A 17,503-nucleotide genomic window follows, 5' to 3' on the forward strand; every position below is an offset into this window, starting at 1 on the left:
TTTTCACTCAAAAAAATTTAGAAATCTTCACTAATATTAAATATATACGTTTCATTTGTCAAACATACTGAAATAAATGACCCAAGATTTGTAAAAGTTTTCCTTACAAAAATGTACCATGTCAAAGAATATTAGTAAAATATCAATGATATAACTTTATTTTTAATCGGCCTATTTCTGCTTTTTTATTAGATATCTACCCATACGTATTTTGCAATCTTTCCCATTCTTCACGAATATCCTCTTCATGAATAACTAATTTCGCACCATCTTGGATCATTTTATGACAACCTCTAGTTTGCTCCATTAGTGGTGAACCAGGAACAGCAAAAACGTCTCTCCCTTGTTCCAAGGCTTGATCAACTGTTATTAGTGTACCACTCTTTTCAGTTGCCTCAATAACTAATGTACCAAAGCTTAAACCGCTTATTATCCTATTCCTTTCTGGAAAATGGTGACGAGCAGGGGGAGTAGTTGGTGGATACTCAGATAAAACTAATCCTCGTTTAGTCAGTTCTTGATATAATCGGATATTTTCCTTGGGATAAATATATTGAAACCCTCCACCAAGTACGGCAATTGTATGTCCACTTAGACTTAGAGTAACTTCATGAGCAAAACGGTCAATACCAATTGCCATACCACTTACTATCACCCATCCCTGCCTAACTAACGGTGGGATAATTGTCCGTACCTTTCCCATAGCTTCTCTAGAGGGTTTCCTCGTTCCAATTACACTTAAGGCTGGTGCTTGTGTTAACAAAGATATGTTTCCTAAGGCGTATAAAACAAACGGAGGATCTTTTATCGTTTTTAATAAAGGTGAAAAGTTGTTATCTAGAAGGGTTATAACGTGATAGTTATGCAAGTCTGTTTCTATTTGCTCTATTAGGGGCTCCGAGTGGAGATCATTATATAACATTGAAGCATTATTCAGAGGAAGGTGATACAAACGGTTCATTGCTGCAGAAGATAATTTGTAGATCTCTGTGAGGGTAGAATCAATAAGAAGTAGCTTTCTAATCCATCGCCTTGTAATACCTCGACATCGAGTAATATGAATTAATCGAAACCGAAAATCCGTCAATACGTACACATCCCTTCAAAAATTAGAGAAGGAGCTGTCCCCAAAAAAGACAGCTCTCTCTTCCTACACAACTGAAATATACTCTTCTACGAAGTACAGCTTCCTTGAACAAGCGCCATTCACTACAGGGTTTCACGGCGGCTCACTCTACTCGTTAGAATCTTACCTATTCCAGTTGCATCTACCCGAACCTTTACAGGAGAACCCTTTCTGGTTCGCATATTAATTAATGTGTTTTACATGTTTCTTTAATACCATTCTCCTCTAGGGCTTTAATCATTGTTTCACCCATTACCGCAGGAGTTTCTGCGACTTTAATACCACACTCATTCATAACACGAATTTTTTCGTCAGCAGTTCCTTTTCCACCAGAAATAATTGCACCTGCGTGACCCATGCGTTTCCCTGGAGGTGCAGTAGCCCCACCGATAAATCCTACCACAGGTTTCTTCATATTTGCTTTTACCCACTGTGCTGCTTCTTCTTCAGCTGTGCCGCCGATTTCTCCAATCATTATAACAGCATACGTATCAGGGTCTTCATTAAAAGCAGATAGTACGTCGATAAAGTTCGTACCGTTTACTGGGTCACCACCGATACCAACTGCTGTGGACTGCCCATACCCTGCTTCAGACAACTGATGAACTGCTTCATAAGTTAATGTACCTGAACGGGAAACGACACCTATATGTCCTTTCTTATGAATGTAGCCTGGCATGATACCAATTTTACTTTCATCAGCAGTAATTACACCTGGACAGTTTGGACCAACCAATCGAGTTTTCTTACCTTCCATATAACGTTTCACTTTAACCATGTCCATAACTGGAATATGTTCTGTGATACAAATAACTAAATCTAGTTCTGCATCCACTGCTTCGATAATCGCATCAGCAGCAAATGGAGCAGGTACATAAATAACAGATGCTGTAGCACCAGTTGTATCTACGGCATCCTTTACAGTATTAAATACAGGTACTCCTTCTACTTCAGTACCGCCTTTTTTAGGTGTAACCCCACCAACAATTTTTGTACCGTATTCAAGCATTTGTTTCGTGTGAAATTTTGCAGTTCCACCGGTAATACCTTGGACAATTACCTTTGTATCTTTATTAATATATACACTCATCTTCGTCCGTCCTTTCTGCAAGATCTGTACAATATAATATAGTTCACGATCCTTTTACTTCTTGCCTTAAACAAGAATTTACATATAAATATTGTGGTCTAAAAATTCCTTACTTTACCATTGAAACTATCTTTTCAGCACCATCAGCCATTGAACCAGCCGATGTAATATTTAGCCCAGATTCTTCAAGAATTTTCTTACCTAATGAAACATTTGTACCTTCTAAACGTACAACGAGTGGAATTTCAAGCCCAACCTGTTTCGTAGCTTCTACAACACCTTCAGCGATAACATCACACTTCATAATTCCACCAAAGATGTTGACAAAGATCCCTTTAACATTTGAATCAGATAAAATGATCTTAAATGCTTCCGTTACCTTCTCAGCAGTAGCACCACCACCAACATCAAGGAAGTTTGCCGGATCACCGCCATAATGTTTAATAATATCCATTGTAGACATAGCAAGTCCAGCTCCATTTACCATGCAGCCAATATTTCCATCCAATGAAATATAACTTAAATCATACTTAGAAGCTTCTATTTCCTTTTCATCTTCTTCATCTAAATCACGTAATTCCATAACATCTTTTTGACGGAATAAAGCGTTATCATCAAAATTTAACTTGGAATCTAATGCTAAAACATCTCCATCACCCGTAGTTACTAATGGATTGATTTCTGCAATAGAACAATCTTTCTCTACAAAAGCATTGTACAAACTTGTCATAAATTTAACAGCTTTACCTATTAGTTCATCCGGAATATTAATATTAAATGCAAGTCTACGAGCTTGATAGCCTGACAAACCTACAACAGGATCAATAACTTCCTTAAAGATTTTCTCAGGTGTTTCTGCTGCAACCTCTTCGATTTCTGTACCGCCTTCTTCTGAAGCCATCATTACTACACGAGAAGTAGCGCGATCAAGTACAACTCCAACATAATATTCCTTCTTAATGTCGCAGCCTTCTTCAATTAATAAACGTTTTACCTCTTTACCTTCTGGTCCAGTTTGATGTGTTACTAGTGTCTTTCCAAGTATTTCATCAGCGTATGTACGCACATCATCTAAATTTTTTGCGATTTTAACCCCACCGGCTTTACCACGTCCACCAGCATGGATCTGAGCTTTTACCACTGTGACGTCGCTTCCCAATTTTTTTGCAGCTTCCACAGCTTCATCAACCGTATATGCAACGTATCCATTAGGAACATTAACACCATATTTTCGCAAAATATCTTTGCCTTGATACTCATGAATGTTCATCCTTAATCCTCCCATCAAATTTCACTGCATTTCCATTGTATAAAAAAACAATAAATTTCACAAGAACTTCGGAAATTTATTGTCAATGACTTGTCGAATATTATCTATTTTTATTTATTTCTTGATCTGCTCGATAGATAAAGGCAAATACTTCAGCTACAGCTTCATACAATTCCTCTGGTATTGCTTCATTTATATTTAATTGTGCCAGCAGCGCTACTAATGATGGATCTTCCATAATAGGTATATTATTTTCTTTTGCTTTTGCAATGATATCCTCAGCAATCAAACCCCTTCCTGAAGCTGACACGATTGGGACAGATTGTCGAGTTTCATCGTAACGAAGAGCAACCGCTTTATTTCGCTTATCTTTCATATTTTATAATCCACCCCTTGGTACGTAGTGGTTACGGAAAGCTTTTCTTTTGGTTCTTTTTCCGCTTGCAACGGTTTATGTATAATCGTTGACAGCTGATAATCAAGTGAATCCAACCCGTTTTGCAATGACGGCTTTAACGAACCTAATAGCTCCTTTATTCTTTTATTATTATTAAAAACAGTTATAGCTACCGTACGATTTTGTATGTGCATATCAATTACCGTACGTTTTAAGTACATCAATTCTAAATCGAATAAAATTCGACAATGATCAGGATCGAATTCGCCATTAGTCGTTTTCTTCCCTTCAAACAACAATTCCGCATCACCTTTTAATCCCATCTTATTCCCAGGTACTTGCAAATAAGCTTGGATAAAGTTGTCTGATTCTTGAACTGATTGAAGTTGCAGTGCGTTTATATGGTGTAATAGTTGCTTTGCTCGTTCATGCAATATTCCTTCACTCTGTGCAAACATGTGTATGAGCATTCCCTTTAATGTAGGCTGTTGCACTTTCTCATTTGCTACTGTATGTTCATACGTTAAACCTAACCATTGAATGGTTTGTCGAATGGCGGACAAAAAGTGGTCTTTACTACCTAGATTCGTCTGATTTTTGCCATTTAGTAGTAACTGTTCTAATTGTGTATATGTCTCATTACGTTGCAATAATTTTAAATTAACTATAAATCGTTGCAGGTCTGATTTCGTATGCAGGCTGCTTAAATGAGATACATTTGGGAATGTATCCTTGATTAGTTGCTTTATTTGTTGTATGTCACTTGTTCCAAAATGCTGCTTTCCGGTAACAGGGTAAATTTTATCTTGTAATACACTTACTAAACTTTCCGTTCGTGCTATGTAGTCAGCTTTATTTGCAATTACTTCGGAAAGCCGATTTCCCTTTATACCTGTCCATAAACCTGTAACTGCCTGTTGCTGAGCAGAACCACTCCCATTGGTGGTAGCGGAAGCATTTGACATAATTCCATTCGTTTTATCAATGGTTGGTTGCGTTAATCCAAGTATGTGTAATAAAGGGATAACCTGTCGATTCGGCACCATGCTCTTTATTTGCATATTGGGGTATGCTTGGTCTGAGAATGGTTGAAGTAATAAAGCTATCTGCTGTTTTAGCTGTGAATGGTTAACCTGCCCTGGCAATTGCTGAAATACTTCTAGTAATTGTTTTGAGAGTGAATGCGAATCTTTTGTTACCAGTGCCTGAAATACAGCATTTGAAATTGGCCAACGATTTCTTATCATTTCTTTTATAATGGAGAGTTCTTGTTGATTCCCTTTTTTACCTACTAATAATTGAAAAGCTTGAGAAAGCTGCGATTTGTCAAAGGGGATCTGATCACGCATTAATTCTTGTAGGAATACCATATTTGTCTTTGTCTGCTTTAACCCTAGCTGTTCTAATAGTTGTAGGGCAGTTTTCCCCACCTGCGTGCTCGACCGTTCTCCTAGCACTTTTAATTCCAGTACTTGATCATTTTCTACTACTTGAAAATAATAGTTTCCACCAGCATGAAGAGAGGCCTGTAACTGTGCAATCATCTTATGCTGACCAATTTGTATTTGCGCTTTATTTCCTGGAAAAAGCTTTAACACTCTCCCCTGGATAATTTGCCCTTTCTTCAATGGGGCTATATGATTACTTGTATTTACTTGTTGGTCACCTGAAATTCGTAGACTCATCCCGATAGTACCTCCTCCTAGGAAACTATATTTTTAACAGGTGAAAATGATCGTCGATGATGAGGGCATACACCATATTGTTCTAAACTTTCCATGTGTTGCTTTGTTCCATACCCCATATTAGAAGCGAATTCATACATAGGAAACTTATTATGTAAATCCTTCATATAATTATCTCTCGTTACTTTTGCTAAAATACTTGCAGCAGCAATAGATACACTTTTTGCGTCCCCTTTAACAATAGCCTCCGATGTGCACGATAGCGAATCTAACTCCACCGCATCTATCAACACATGTTCTGGAGTTGGGCTTAGTTGGCCAATAGCATCATACATTGCAAGCTTTGTTGCCTCATAAATGTTGATTTCATCAATTTTATCGCTATTAATTATCGAAATTCCATAGCTTAAAGCTTTCTTTATAATGACTTGATAAAATTTATCTCTGTCAGCTTCTGTTAATTGCTTAGAATCATTCAAGCCTAGTAATTTAAAGTCTGCTGGTAATATCACACTTGCTGCTACCACAGGTCCGGCAAGCGGTCCTCTGCCGGCCTCATCAACCCCTGCAATATAATGTATATCTTTTGAATAACAGGCGTTCTCGTATGAAATCATTTCCCTATGCCGCTGCTCTAATTCTTGTTTTTTTAATTGACGCTTTTCATAGCTCGCAATTAATTGCTGAACACCTTTTCGCTCATCCATCCGTAAATGGGAAATCAATTCTTCATTTAATTCTCCGGCTTCAAATAATTTCTTTAGTACAGCTATTGATTTTTTATTCATTGTATTAACACCTATCTCTCTGTATCTAATATCGGCCAGTTTCATTAATTTGTTAGTGTTTCAAACCCTAAACCTTTCTATTGATGACGATTTATACGTATGACATGAAATAAGACACCCATCCGAAGATGCATGTCTTGGTAACCCTCTAATTTAGGGACATCATTTACTGATTAGAAGGAGATTCTAGTGAAACTCTACCTAGTTTTCCTGTACGTAAATCCCTAATAACAATATCGGATACCTTGGCCAAATTAACTTTACCACCACTCTCGAGTGCTCCACGTTGCTTACCTATTGCATTAAAGATTTCCCACATATCGTCCATATCACGGTCTACTTGATAGCGCTCCTCCAATTTTTGAGGATAGTGCTTTTGTAAATAAGTAATGACAAAAGCCACGATATCTTGCAAGGAAAGCAATTGATCTTTTATCGTACCGATAGCTGCTAAACGATAACCAACTAGCTCCTCCTCAAATTTTGGCCATAATATACCTGGTGTATCCAATAACTCAAAATCCCTTTTGACTTTTATCCATAATTGCTGTTTTGTCACTCCCGGTCTATCACCAGTTTTAGCAATCTTTTTATTCGCTAAACGATTGATTAGCGTTGATTTTCCAACATTAGGAATTCCTACGATCATTGCTCTTGCCGCTCTAGGCTGTATTCCTTTCTTTCTTAATTTGTCCATCTTCGCCTGCGCTTGTTCCTTCGCTAACTGAATGACTTGTTTTATATCATTCCTATCATTCACATTAATTGCTATTGCTGGTATATGTTTTTCCTCGAAATAGGCCAGCCATTGGTTTGTAACATACTGATCGGCTAAATCCTTTTTCATCATTACAATCATCTTTGGTTTATTCTGTAACACTTGTTGTAACATCGGATTTTGTGAAGAAAATGGAGCTCGAGCATCAACTAATTCCATTACAAAATCAACAAGCTTAAGTTTTTCTTCTACTTCCCGTCTAGCTTTTGCCATATGACCGGGAAACCATTGAATGGTCATTGTTTAAACCTACTTTCCTATCGTCTGCATTCGATTGAACGGCCAATATATGAGGTCTGTTTTTCCTACAATTTGATCAGTAGAAACGACCCCCAGTACACGGCTGTCCGTTGAATTCCCTCTGTTATCTCCTAATACTAATACATGGTCTTCTGGAATAACATCATATCCACCAGGAAGGTCTTCTAACGAAAAGTCATTCGTTAGGATTTGATATGATTTAAGACTATCCTTTTGATCTGTTAAGAATGGTTCATTCATTTCTTCTCCATTAATGTACAATACATTATCAATCACTTCAACATGTTCTCCTGGCAATCCAATTACACGCTTAATAAAATCCTTTTTTGATGACGCATGGAATACAACCACATCAAATCGTTCTGGTTCATGTAAATGATAAGCAAATTTGTTTACAATCATTTGATCGCCATCATGTAATGTTGGAAGCATAGACGGTCCATCAACTACAATTGGAGCGAAAAAGAACATCCGAACTATAAAAGCCAATCCAAAGGCGATTAATAAAGCCTTTAACCAATCTAACCATTCGTTCTTCTTTTCTTTCTTCCTTTTTCCCATATTTCCCCCTCCAACCTTTGTACATAAGACCCTCTTTATATATTACAATAATTATGTACTTAAACAAAACTGGGGCTTTCTTAGTTGGAAAATCTTAAGCAATATCAGTAACGAATTAAGCATTTAGTTTACTAGCTATACTGCTTAAAACTTCAATATTTTCCCCATAGCCTCTAGTACAAAAAAGGAGCTTGTGCAGATTGCCAAGCTCCTTTCCAATGATTTTGTACTCGTATACTATTAGCGACGTTCTTTAATACGAGCTGCTTTACCACGAAGATTGCGTAAGTAGTAAAGTTTCGCACGGCGAACAATACCACGACGCGATACTTCGATTTTATCAATACGAGGTGAATGTACTGGGAATGTACGCTCAACACCTACTCCATAAGAAAGCTTTCTTACTGTGAATGTTTCGCTAATTCCACCGTTTTGACGTTTAATAACGACACCTTCGAATACCTGAATACGTTCACGGGAACCTTCCACAACCTTAACGTGGACTTTAACAGTGTCTCCCGGACGGAAATCAGGATGATCATTACGAAGTTGGTCTTTAGTAATGTCTTCAATTAATTTTTGCATCTGGCTTCTCTCCTTCCAAACCAATGCTCATATCTACTATGTGACAGCGGAACATCGTTTATAAAGCTTAAAGACGGAACTTTAAGCACATCATTTAATATACCATATCAAACTCTAGACTTCAACCACTTATTTATCATCCCATTCTTCTATCCATCGTTTCCACTCTTCTGGTATATTTTTATGTTCTAGTAAATCACGTCGACGCTGATATGTTCTTAGCAATGATTGTCGTTCTCTCCAAGCATTAATTTTCCCGTGATCTCCTGATAACAAAACCTCTGGAACTTTCAATCCTCGGAAATCTGCTGGCCTCGTATAATGTGGATGCTCCAATAAACCTGTCGAGAAAGAGTCCTGAGGTGCTGAATCTTTATTCCCCAGCACTTCAGGAAGTAAACGAACAACACTATCCATCACAACCATTGACCCTATTTCTCCTCCAGTAAGCACAAAGTCTCCAATAGAAATTTCGTCTGTTACTAAGTGTTCTCTAATTCTTTCATCATACCCTTCATAGTGACCACATATAAAGATAAGATGATCCTCCTGAGAAAGTTCTTCTGCCTTCTTCTGATTATAGGTTTCTCCCTGTGGGCACATGAGAATAATTCTGGAATTATCAGATTTTCTTTGCTTTTTTACAGCTTCCACCGTGTCAAAAATTGGTTGTGGTGTTAATACCATACCCGCACCACCACCATACGGATAATCATCTACTTTATAATGTTTGTTTTCCGTGTAATCTCGAAAGTTTACTAAATTGTAGCTAAACCTGTCATTTTCATACGCCTTTTTTAAGATAGATGACTGTAATACTCCATGAAACATCTCTGGAAAAAGGGTTAGTATATCGATGTGCATCAGTCTAACAATCCTTCCATCGGCTCAATAATTACTTTACTTGCCTGCGTATCTACTAAAGTGACAACAGATGCAATATAAGGAATAAGTACATCCTTTCCTTGTGATCGACGAACGACCCATACATCGTTGGCGCCAGGAGATAAAATTTCTTTAATTGTACCTATTTGTTCTCCATCATTTGTAAAAACGGCACATCCAATAATTTCGTGATAATAAAATTCATGTTCTGCCAGGTCTGTCAACTGATCTTCTTTTATTTTTAACTTACAACCTTTATAAACCTCTACATCATTTATATTCGTCAATCCTTTAAAACGTAGTAGGTCAAATCCTTTATGCATACGATGGCTTTCAATGGTTAATTCCTTCTGTATATTACCATCCTTAACAATATACAGTGTCTTTCCAATCGAAAAGCGTTCTTCGAAATCGGTAATTCGCAGTACCTTTACTTCACCGTGTATTCCATGTGTGTTAATTATCTTCCCTACAGTATACATTTTCTCTGTCATCATCTCACCTGCTATTCATCAATTCGAATGACTATATCGTCTTTGACAACGATAGCACTTTCACCCATAAGCTCATTCCAATGCGATCCTTCTGAGACCTCAACAAGAGCTTCAACCTCTTTTTCTATTATTTCACTACCCATCTCCAGCATTTCCAGTTGCTCTATTTTAAAATCAGCAAGCTTAATTTTTTCTTTACGATTATTAATTTCCTGTTGAAAACGATGACCAACCTCTTGCTTGGAGATTCCTGGTTTATTAGAGAGCTTTCTTTGTTCGAATAAAAGCTGTTGACACTCTTGTTCAAGCCGCATTTTATGATTGTAAAAGTTAGTTTTTAATTTTTCTTTGCTCTTCTCTGTGACAATTTGCTTGATTAGGACTTTTTTTATAATTTTCAACGTTCATTCCTCACTCTCACAAAGCGTCTTGTAACTTGTAAAAAAATGTGTAAAAAGGGAAAGGTTCCGCCCTTTCCCTCTACATAATATCTAAATAAACACGCTTATTGCTATTGGTTTTTGCTGCGTAAACAACTGTACGGATCGCCTTGGCAATTCGTCCATTTTTACCAATCACCTTACCAACATCATCAGGGTTCACGGAAAGATGATAAACAATCTTTGATTCTTCTTCCGTTTCCGTTACCACAATGTCTTCTGGGTGATCTACGAGTGACGTTACAATAGATTCAATAAGGGCTGTCATGATATCACACTACTTTGCAATTTGATTTTTTTGCTCGTGGAATTTCTTCATGATGCCTTCTTTTGAGAATAGATTGCGAACTGTATCACTAGGTTTAGCACCTTTAGTCATCCAGTCAAGTGCTTTTTCTTCATCTATTTTAACTTCAACTGGATTTACAACAGGATTATAAGTTCCGATTTGTTCGATAGAACGTCCATCACGTGGAGAACGTGAGTCAGCTACAACGATACGATAGAATGGATTTCTTTTAGATCCCATACGTTTTAAACGAATTTTAACTGCCATGCTTCTTGCACCTCCAAATATAAGTATTTAACACATTTTTAGATTTTAGCAGAAAACAGAAAGTCTGTAAAGTGTTTTTCCATTACAATGCTTAATCCTTTGATTTTCCTACTTGTAATTAGGCCCTTGAACCTTCGTTCTTCTCAAATCACATGAAGCAATTCAAGCTTGCAAGTATGAGCTGAGAGCTTCCGAATTCTGAATTACATAAATGGAAATTTCATTCCTTTACCTTTCTTACCCTTTTGCATATTTGTCATTTGCTTCATCATTTTTTTCATCTCTTCAAATTGTTTTAATAGTCTGTTTACTTGAGAAACCGAAGTTCCCGACCCTTTTGCTATTCGCTTCTTTCTACTCGCATTCATCAAACTTGGGTCCTGGCGTTCATTCTTAGTCATGGATTGAATAATGGCTTCTACATGTGAAATTTGTTTTTCGTCAATTTGAGCATTTTTAAGCCCCTTCATTTTATTAGCGCCCGGAATCATTGACATTAGATCATCTAATGGCCCCATCTTCTTCACTTGTCCCATTTGCTCTAAGAAATCATCAAATGTAAAGGACATGTTCTTCATTTTTTCTTCAAGCTCTTTCGCCTGTTTTTCATCTACATTCGTTTGGGCTTTTTCAATTAACGATAATACATCACCCATACCAAGTATTCTAGAGGCCATTCGATCAGGATGAAACGCTTCTAACTGATCAAGCTTTTCCCCCATACCAGCAAATTTAATTGGTTTATCTGTCACAGCCTTAATGGATAAAGCAGCCCCACCACGAGTATCTCCATCTAATTTTGTTAGAACTACCCCTGTAATATCTAACTGTTCATTAAAGCTTTCAGCTACATTGACTGCATCTTGTCCCGTCATTGAATCCACAACTAGATAAATCTCATCAGGTTTAACAACCGATTTGATTTCTTCTAGTTCTTGCATTAGTTCACTATCAACATGTAATCTCCCTGCAGTATCAATGATTACATAATCATGATGCTCTTCTTTCGCTTTTTCAATCGCCTTTTGGGCAATATCAACCGGGTTTGCATCTGTTCCCATAGAGAATACCGGTAAATCAAGCTGTTTCCCTAACGTTTCGAGCTGTTGAATTGCTGCAGGGCGGTAAATGTCGCAAGCTACAAGTAATGGTGAACGATTATGTTTCTTCCGTAAAAGGTTAGCAAGTTTACCAGTTGTAGTTGTTTTTCCAGCACCTTGCAGACCAGTCATCATAATTACCGTTGGAGCTTTGTCTGCTACAGCGATCTTACTTTGTTCGCCACCCATGAGTGCTGTTAGCTCTTCTTTTACAACTTTAATAACCTGTTGCCCAGGCGTTAAGCTTTCCATAACTTCTTGACCAACAGCACGTTCTTTAATTCGTTTGATTAAATCTTTTACAACTTTATAGTTTACATCGGCTTCCAGTAATGCAAGCCGAACTTCTCTCGTCATTTCCTTTACATCCTGCTCAGAAACCTTACCTTTACCAGTAATTTTTTTAATTGTACTTTGCAGGCGGTCGGCCAATCCTTCAAACGCCATAGAAGGTGTCCCCCTAATCTAATTCTTTTAATTTATGAATGATTTGCTGAACAGCTTTTTGCTCAGACAATTCAGCTTCCAGACTTTCTATAAGCTCAGATCGCTGCTGAAACTTCTTGTATAAGGATAGCTTTTCCTCATACGTTTCCAACATATGTTCTGTTCGCTTAATATTATCATATACAGCCTGCCTTGATACATCGAATACTTCAGAAATCTCACCAAGAGAATAATCCTCAAGATAATACATTTCCATGTAATTTCGCTGTTTGGGTGTAAGTAATGCCTGATAAAAATCAAATAAATAATTCATTCGCGTTGTTTTTTCTAGCATGATATACACCCCTTGTTAAGTGATTTACCTTTACAAAATATAATAACGAATGTTCCGTTTGTATGTCAAGCCGCTACTAATTAATCTTCTTCTAGCATATCCGCAAATAACCCATAAACAAACGCATGCGCATCAAATTCTTGTAGATCTTCCATCTTCTCTCCCAATCCTACATACTTAACTGGAAGTTGTAATTCATGACGAATAGCTAAAACAATACCACCCTTAGCTGTACCATCTAATTTCGTTAAAACGATGCCAGAAACATCTGTCGCTTCTGAAAATGTTTTTGCTTGACTAAGAGCATTTTGCCCAGTAGTTGCATCCAATACAAGTAAAACTTCATGCGGAGCACCAGGGACCTCCCTCTCAATAACTCGCTTAACTTTTGCTAGTTCATTCATTAGATTAACTTTATTTTGTAATCTTCCTGCTGTATCACAAATAAGAACATCAGCATTGCGTGATTTCGCTGACTTTATTCCATCAAAAATAACAGCAGCTGGATCACTACCTTCGTTTTGTTTGATTACATCAACACCGGCTCGTTCTCCCCAAATATCTAACTGTTCAATCGCTCCAGCTCGAAACGTATCTCCTGCAGCTAAAACCACTTTTTTTCCTTGTTGTTTTAGCTGATAGGCCAATTTACCAATAGATGTCGTTTTTCCAGCTCCATTTACACCCACTACTAAAATAATGGATAGTTGTTCCTCTTGAAGATTTAGATGTTCTGTTTGTTCATCATCTTCTCCGTAATATATTTCAACGAGTTTTTCTGAAATAACATCCTTCACCGCTTTGGAGTCTTTGATATTTTGTCGTTTTACTTCCATTTTCAATTCATCAATTAAATCCATTACAGTCGATACACCAACATCAGCAGTGATTAACACTTCCTCTAATTCTTCGAAAAAGTCCTCGTCTACTTTCCGGTATCGAGCTATTAAATCATTAATCCTTCCAGAAAAAGATTGACGGGTCTTCTTCATCCCGTCTTTATATTTCGTTGAAACCTCTTTGGTTTCTTCTTCATTTTTTTGAAATTTCATTTTCCATTTATCCATAAATCCCATTTCCATTACCTCCTTATGACTTTATTAATTCCTTTGTATCTTCCAGTCGAACGGAAACTAATCGAGATACACCCGATTCCTGCATCGTTACACCATATAGAACATCTGCTTCTTCCATTGTACCTTTTCGGTGGGTGATTACAATGAATTGGGTATTTTCACTAAATATTTTTACATAGTTAGCAAAACGTGATACGTTTGCTTCATCTAACGCTGCCTCTACTTCATCTAATACACAGAATGGCACTGGACGCACTCGTAAAATAGCAAATAATAAAGCAATAGCAGTTAATGCCCGCTCTCCACCAGATAATAACCCTAAATGCTGAAGCTTCTTACCCGGCGGCTGTGCTACGATATCTACGCCTGTATCCAGTAAACTTTTTGGGTCCGTTAATTTTAATTCGGCCCGACCTCCACCAAAGAGTTGTTGAAATACGGTAGCAAACTCTTCCTTTATTTGCTGAAAAGTATTGCCAAATCGTTTTTTCATTTCTTCATCCATTTCCGCAATTACATCGTAAAGGGTTTTCTTGGCATCAACTAAATCAGTTTGTTGCTCTGTCAAAAATGTGTACCGCTCAGTGATTCGTTCATACTCATCGATTGCCCCTAAATTCACTGTCCCCAACTGATCAATTTGCTGCTTCAATTGCTGCACCGCTGATTGAGATGCTTCTTTATTTTCAGCCTTATCGTAGATTTGTTTTGCCTTCTCATACGTAATAATGTATTCATTCTGTAAATGAGACAGAAGATTTTCTAATTCTACATCCATTCGATTCGACTGTACTTCTTTTTTCTGAATATCTGCTCTGAGAGCTTCGTAATGTTTATTCTCTTCTTTCAATTCACGCTCTTTATCCTGCATGATTTGCGTGCGTTCTGATCTTTCTCCTCGCTTTTTTTGTATGGTTTCTGTGATTTTTTCCTTCTCAGTACGATGATTCGAAATAGATGCATCAATTTCCTCTTCCGTCTCATTCGACTGATGAAAAGCAAGCAAATCATCTAATTCCTCAGCATACAGATCGTATTGACGTTGTAGTTCAGCTAATTGGTTCTGAACACTATTTGTTTTCTCCCGCTGACTCTTCTCGCGCTCATCCTGTTCTGCTAGTAATACATGGTTGCGATGTAACTCCTCTTGTAACCTTTCCTTATTCTCTTGAACTTCCGATTGTTGCTTTGTTACTATTTCAATTTCTTCCTCTAGTTGTTGGGTCTTACTATTTAAGTCGGCTAATTCCTCTGTTAATCGCGCTTGTCGTTGAACGAGCTGTTCTTTATCTTCTGCAAATTGTTTTTTATCCTGATTGTATAATGTAAGATTATCGTTTAAGGTTTCTTTTTTCATTTCAATTTCTCGATGAAAAGCACGTAATTCCTGTAGTTTTTGCTGCTCTTGTTGAATACTCTGTTCTTCTTCAAGTAATTGTTTTTCTGTTTCACTAATATATTGCTTTTGCTTTTGTACATTTTTTTCAAAATCTAAGGTTTTTGATTCAAACTGCCTTAGCTTCTTCGTCATTTCCTGTAGATCTTTTTCTCTTGTAAATAGAGATTGATTTGTCTTTTTTTGCGCTCCACCTGACATGGAACCTCCTGGGTTAACAACATCTCCCTCCAGTGTGACAATACGAAATTTCCGCATCGCCGTAGTAGCCAGCTCGTTGGCATCTTTTAATGTTTTTGCAATAATAACGTGTCCCATTAGATGATTAATGGCCTTCCTGTACGTATTATCCACATTGACTAGATGCGATGCGATGCCGATAAATCCTTGATGCTGCTCTAACTTCTTCATTAGCTCGCTTGGAATAAAACGCTCTTGGATAGAAGCTAACGGTAAAAATGTTGCCCGGCCACTATTTGTTTTTTTCAACCATACGATGGATTGTCTTGCTGCCTTATCATCTTTTACAACAATGTGTTGTGCCTGTCCACCAAGTACCGTTTCTATCGCAGTGATATAGGATTTGGGTACATGTATTAATTCAATAACTGCTCCATTAATATCTGTCAAGGTTCCATCTTCTCTTGCCTTTAGCACAGCCTTTACACCATGAAAGAATCCCTGAAAGTCTTCTTTCATTTCTTCAAGCATTTCTTTTTTTGATTTAATTTTTTCGATGTACTGATACCCTTGATATAATTTTGCCTGCGCTTCTTGGAACTCACTTCTTCTTTGCTCCAATTCTTGCTTGATCGCTTTTATAGTGTCGTCTTTGTCTGCGTACTTATTTTCTTGGCTCTTTAGATCTTCTGCCAGTTGATTTGCTTGCTTTGTCAGTTTTTCTCTTTCACGCAGTAAGTCTTTAAATTTTTCCGTTTGTTTTTCTTTCTTGCCATCAAGCTGTTGAATTCGCTCGTCAATGGAGTGTAATTCATTTCGCCGAACAGCTTGCTTATTTAAATACTCGATGTACTCTGATTTTAAATCTTCAATTTTCTCCGCAAGGTTCTCTTTTCCTAGGCTTAGCTTCTGTTCGAGTTGTTTAATTTCACCTTTTGTTGCAGCTTTTATGGTTTGTAATTCAGATAGGCGTTTTTTTTCCTGAATAACTTCTTCATGCAATTTTCCAATTCGAATTGAAGTTTCCTTTTTTTGCTCCTCCAGTTTTTCTTTGTTGTCTTCAAAGTGCTTGAATCTCTCTAAAAATAATTGCTTCTTTCCTTCATATTTTTCCAACTGCTGTGTCATAGATAACAAATCAGCCTGTAGCTTTTCGATGGTGCCATCTAATTGATCAATTGCTTGTCTTTCACTTTCTTGTGACGCTTCTTTTTGTTGAATCGCTGTTTTCAACTCTACTTCTTTTAATTTCATTTGATCGAGCTCTTGAAGCGTTGATTGCCATTGATTATGTATAATCTCAATTTCAGCTAGAAGATAAGAAATTTCTTTTTCCTTTAATTCTTCTTTGAGTGCTACGTATTTTTCTGCTGTTTGTGCTTGCTTTTTCATTGGATCGAGTTGTTGCTCGATTTCATGAATAATATCTTCTACACGGTTTAGATTTTCTTGTGTTTCAGCTAGTTTATATTCGGCTTTCTTCTTCCTCTGCTTATATTTCAGAACCCCAGCTGCCTCTTCAAAAATAGTCCTTCTTTCCTCTGCTTTTGAGCTAAGAATTTCTTCCACTTTTCCTTGACTAATAATTGAAAAGGCCTCACGTCCAAGTCCTGAATCCATGAACAAATCAACAATATCTTTTAATCGACACGATTGATTATTTATATAGAACTCACTTTCACCAGAACGATATACCCTTCTAGTTACACTTACTTCTTCATATTCTAAAGGTAGGAGCTGGTCATGGTTATCCAATACTAACGTTACTTCTGCAACATTTAATGCTTTACGTGTATCACTCCCTTGGAAAATAATATCTTCCATTTTAGATCCACGTAAGGATTTTGCCGACTGCTCCCCTAGCACCCAACGAATAGCATCCGTTATATTACTTTTTCCACTTCCATTAGGTCCTACCACTGCAGTTACTCCTGGAACAAAATCAACATTAATCCGTTTTGCAAAAGATTTAAAGCCAACACTTTCCAACCTTTTTAAGTACATATTACATTCTCCTAATTCAATAAAGAACATTGACAAATTGCATCTATTTA

General features: G+C 37.2%; 18 protein-coding genes. All 18 read right to left on the reverse strand.

Annotated features, from left to right (window positions below; translation table 11 throughout):
• Window positions 1-196: 196 nt before the first annotated feature.
• Entirely contained in the window at window positions 197-1,087 is an 891-nt protein-coding gene (gene dprA, locus ABDZ84_RS13235) for a DNA-processing protein DprA (RefSeq protein ID WP_343781846.1), read from the reverse strand.
• 226 nt (window positions 1,088-1,313) lie between these two features.
• Window positions 1,314-2,216 carry a succinate--CoA ligase subunit alpha gene (gene sucD, locus ABDZ84_RS13240; RefSeq protein WP_026680880.1) on the reverse strand — a complete coding sequence of 301 codons (903 nt, stop codon included), beginning with the start codon at window positions 2,214-2,216 and terminating at the stop codon, window positions 1,314-1,316.
• Window positions 2,217-2,325: 109 nt separating this feature from the next.
• Window positions 2,326-3,486, reverse strand: coding sequence for an ADP-forming succinate--CoA ligase subunit beta (sucC, locus tag ABDZ84_RS13245; protein WP_026680879.1), 1,161 nt, complete (start codon window positions 3,484-3,486; stop codon window positions 2,326-2,328).
• A gap of 100 nt (window positions 3,487-3,586) precedes the next feature.
• Window positions 3,587-3,862: an EscU/YscU/HrcU family type III secretion system export apparatus switch protein gene (locus ABDZ84_RS13250; RefSeq protein ID WP_026680878.1), complete on the reverse strand. Its 276-nt coding sequence runs from the start codon at window positions 3,860-3,862 to the stop codon at window positions 3,587-3,589.
• Complete coding sequence (locus tag ABDZ84_RS13255; RefSeq protein ID WP_166529885.1) at window positions 3,859-5,568, reverse strand: hypothetical protein; 1,710 nt, start codon at window positions 5,566-5,568, stop codon at window positions 3,859-3,861. The genes ABDZ84_RS13250 and ABDZ84_RS13255 overlap by 4 nt, the downstream gene beginning before the upstream one ends.
• A 17-nt stretch (window positions 5,569-5,585) precedes the next feature.
• Complete coding sequence (locus ABDZ84_RS13260) at window positions 5,586-6,356, reverse strand: ribonuclease HII (protein ID WP_026680876.1); 771 nt, start codon at window positions 6,354-6,356, stop codon at window positions 5,586-5,588.
• 166 nt (window positions 6,357-6,522) lie between these two features.
• Window positions 6,523-7,374, reverse strand: a complete 852-nt coding sequence (gene ylqF, locus ABDZ84_RS13265; protein ID WP_166529886.1) for a ribosome biogenesis GTPase YlqF — start codon at window positions 7,372-7,374, stop codon at window positions 6,523-6,525.
• A 9-nt stretch (window positions 7,375-7,383) separates the two neighbouring features.
• Window positions 7,384-7,956, reverse strand: a complete 573-nt coding sequence (gene lepB / locus ABDZ84_RS13270) for a signal peptidase I (protein ID WP_166529887.1) — start codon at window positions 7,954-7,956, stop codon at window positions 7,384-7,386.
• Between the two features lie 240 nt (window positions 7,957-8,196).
• Complete coding sequence (gene rplS / locus ABDZ84_RS13275; protein ID WP_026680873.1) at window positions 8,197-8,541, reverse strand: 50S ribosomal protein L19; 345 nt, start codon at window positions 8,539-8,541, stop codon at window positions 8,197-8,199.
• A gap of 129 nt (window positions 8,542-8,670) precedes the next feature.
• Complete coding sequence (trmD, locus tag ABDZ84_RS13280; protein WP_026680872.1) at window positions 8,671-9,405, reverse strand: tRNA (guanosine(37)-N1)-methyltransferase TrmD; 735 nt, start codon at window positions 9,403-9,405, stop codon at window positions 8,671-8,673.
• Window positions 9,405-9,920 carry a ribosome maturation factor RimM gene (rimM, locus tag ABDZ84_RS13285; RefSeq protein WP_026680871.1) on the reverse strand — a complete coding sequence of 172 codons (516 nt, stop codon included), beginning with the start codon at window positions 9,918-9,920 and terminating at the stop codon, window positions 9,405-9,407. The genes trmD and rimM overlap by 1 nt, the downstream gene beginning before the upstream one ends.
• An 11-nt stretch (window positions 9,921-9,931) precedes the next feature.
• Window positions 9,932-10,321, reverse strand: a complete 390-nt coding sequence (locus tag ABDZ84_RS13290; RefSeq protein WP_026680870.1) for a YlqD family protein — start codon at window positions 10,319-10,321, stop codon at window positions 9,932-9,934.
• 79 nt (window positions 10,322-10,400) lie between these two features.
• Window positions 10,401-10,628: a KH domain-containing protein gene (locus ABDZ84_RS13295; RefSeq protein ID WP_026680869.1), complete on the reverse strand. Its 228-nt coding sequence runs from the start codon at window positions 10,626-10,628 to the stop codon at window positions 10,401-10,403.
• A gap of 9 nt (window positions 10,629-10,637) precedes the next feature.
• Window positions 10,638-10,916 (reverse strand): 30S ribosomal protein S16, encoded by a 279-nt coding sequence (gene rpsP / locus ABDZ84_RS13300; RefSeq protein WP_026680868.1) that lies wholly within the window; start codon window positions 10,914-10,916, stop codon window positions 10,638-10,640.
• A gap of 203 nt (window positions 10,917-11,119) precedes the next feature.
• Complete coding sequence (gene ffh, locus ABDZ84_RS13305) at window positions 11,120-12,463, reverse strand: signal recognition particle protein (protein ID WP_026680867.1); 1,344 nt, start codon at window positions 12,461-12,463, stop codon at window positions 11,120-11,122.
• 13 nt (window positions 12,464-12,476) lie between these two features.
• The gene (locus tag ABDZ84_RS13310; protein ID WP_026680866.1) at window positions 12,477-12,797 is read right to left on the reverse strand and encodes a putative DNA-binding protein; all 321 of its coding nucleotides are present in this window, start codon (window positions 12,795-12,797) and stop codon (window positions 12,477-12,479) included.
• Window positions 12,798-12,877: 80 nt separating this feature from the next.
• The gene (gene ftsY, locus ABDZ84_RS13315) at window positions 12,878-13,873 is read right to left on the reverse strand and encodes a signal recognition particle-docking protein FtsY (RefSeq protein WP_026680865.1); all 996 of its coding nucleotides are present in this window, start codon (window positions 13,871-13,873) and stop codon (window positions 12,878-12,880) included.
• A gap of 13 nt (window positions 13,874-13,886) precedes the next feature.
• On the reverse strand, window positions 13,887-17,453 hold the full coding sequence (smc, locus tag ABDZ84_RS13320; RefSeq protein ID WP_343781856.1) for a chromosome segregation protein SMC: 3,567 nt from the start codon (window positions 17,451-17,453) through the stop codon (window positions 13,887-13,889).
• Window positions 17,454-17,503: the final 50 nt, after the last annotated feature.

This window comes from Virgibacillus salarius (assembly GCF_039521925.1).
In the GTDB taxonomy this organism is placed as follows: domain Bacteria; phylum Bacillota; class Bacilli; order Bacillales; family Amphibacillaceae; genus Virgibacillus; species Virgibacillus salarius.

What these genes read in the sequence shown, in the direction of transcription:
- sucD (WP_026680880.1), bottom strand. Translation starts at nt 2,216, where the DNA reads ATGAGTGTATATATTAATAAAGATACAAAGGTAATTGTCCAAGGTATT.
- sucC (WP_026680879.1), bottom strand. Translation starts at nt 3,486, where the DNA reads ATGAACATTCATGAGTATCAAGGCAAAGATATTTTGCGAAAATATGGT.
- ABDZ84_RS13250 (WP_026680878.1), bottom strand. Translation starts at nt 3,862, where the DNA reads ATGAAAGATAAGCGAAATAAAGCGGTTGCTCTTCGTTACGATGAAACT.
- ABDZ84_RS13255 (WP_166529885.1), bottom strand. Translation starts at nt 5,568, where the DNA reads ATGAGTCTACGAATTTCAGGTGACCAACAAGTAAATACAAGTAATCAT.
- ABDZ84_RS13260 (WP_026680876.1), bottom strand. Translation starts at nt 6,356, where the DNA reads ATGAATAAAAAATCAATAGCTGTACTAAAGAAATTATTTGAAGCCGGA.
- ylqF (WP_166529886.1), bottom strand. Translation starts at nt 7,374, where the DNA reads ATGACCATTCAATGGTTTCCCGGTCATATGGCAAAAGCTAGACGGGAA.
- lepB (WP_166529887.1), bottom strand. Translation starts at nt 7,956, where the DNA reads ATGGGAAAAAGGAAGAAAGAAAAGAAGAACGAATGGTTAGATTGGTTA.
- rplS (WP_026680873.1), bottom strand. Translation starts at nt 8,541, where the DNA reads ATGCAAAAATTAATTGAAGACATTACTAAAGACCAACTTCGTAATGAT.
- trmD (WP_026680872.1), bottom strand. Translation starts at nt 9,405, where the DNA reads ATGCACATCGATATACTAACCCTTTTTCCAGAGATGTTTCATGGAGTA.
- rimM (WP_026680871.1), bottom strand. Translation starts at nt 9,920, where the DNA reads ATGACAGAGAAAATGTATACTGTAGGGAAGATAATTAACACACATGGA.
- ABDZ84_RS13295 (WP_026680869.1), bottom strand. Translation starts at nt 10,628, where the DNA reads ATGACAGCCCTTATTGAATCTATTGTAACGTCACTCGTAGATCACCCA.
- rpsP (WP_026680868.1), bottom strand. Translation starts at nt 10,916, where the DNA reads ATGGCAGTTAAAATTCGTTTAAAACGTATGGGATCTAAAAGAAATCCA.
- ffh (WP_026680867.1), bottom strand. Translation starts at nt 12,463, where the DNA reads ATGGCGTTTGAAGGATTGGCCGACCGCCTGCAAAGTACAATTAAAAAA.
- ABDZ84_RS13310 (WP_026680866.1), bottom strand. Translation starts at nt 12,797, where the DNA reads ATGCTAGAAAAAACAACGCGAATGAATTATTTATTTGATTTTTATCAG.
- ftsY (WP_026680865.1), bottom strand. Translation starts at nt 13,873, where the DNA reads ATGGGATTTATGGATAAATGGAAAATGAAATTTCAAAAAAATGAAGAA.
- smc (WP_343781856.1), bottom strand. Translation starts at nt 17,453, where the DNA reads ATGTACTTAAAAAGGTTGGAAAGTGTTGGCTTTAAATCTTTTGCAAAA.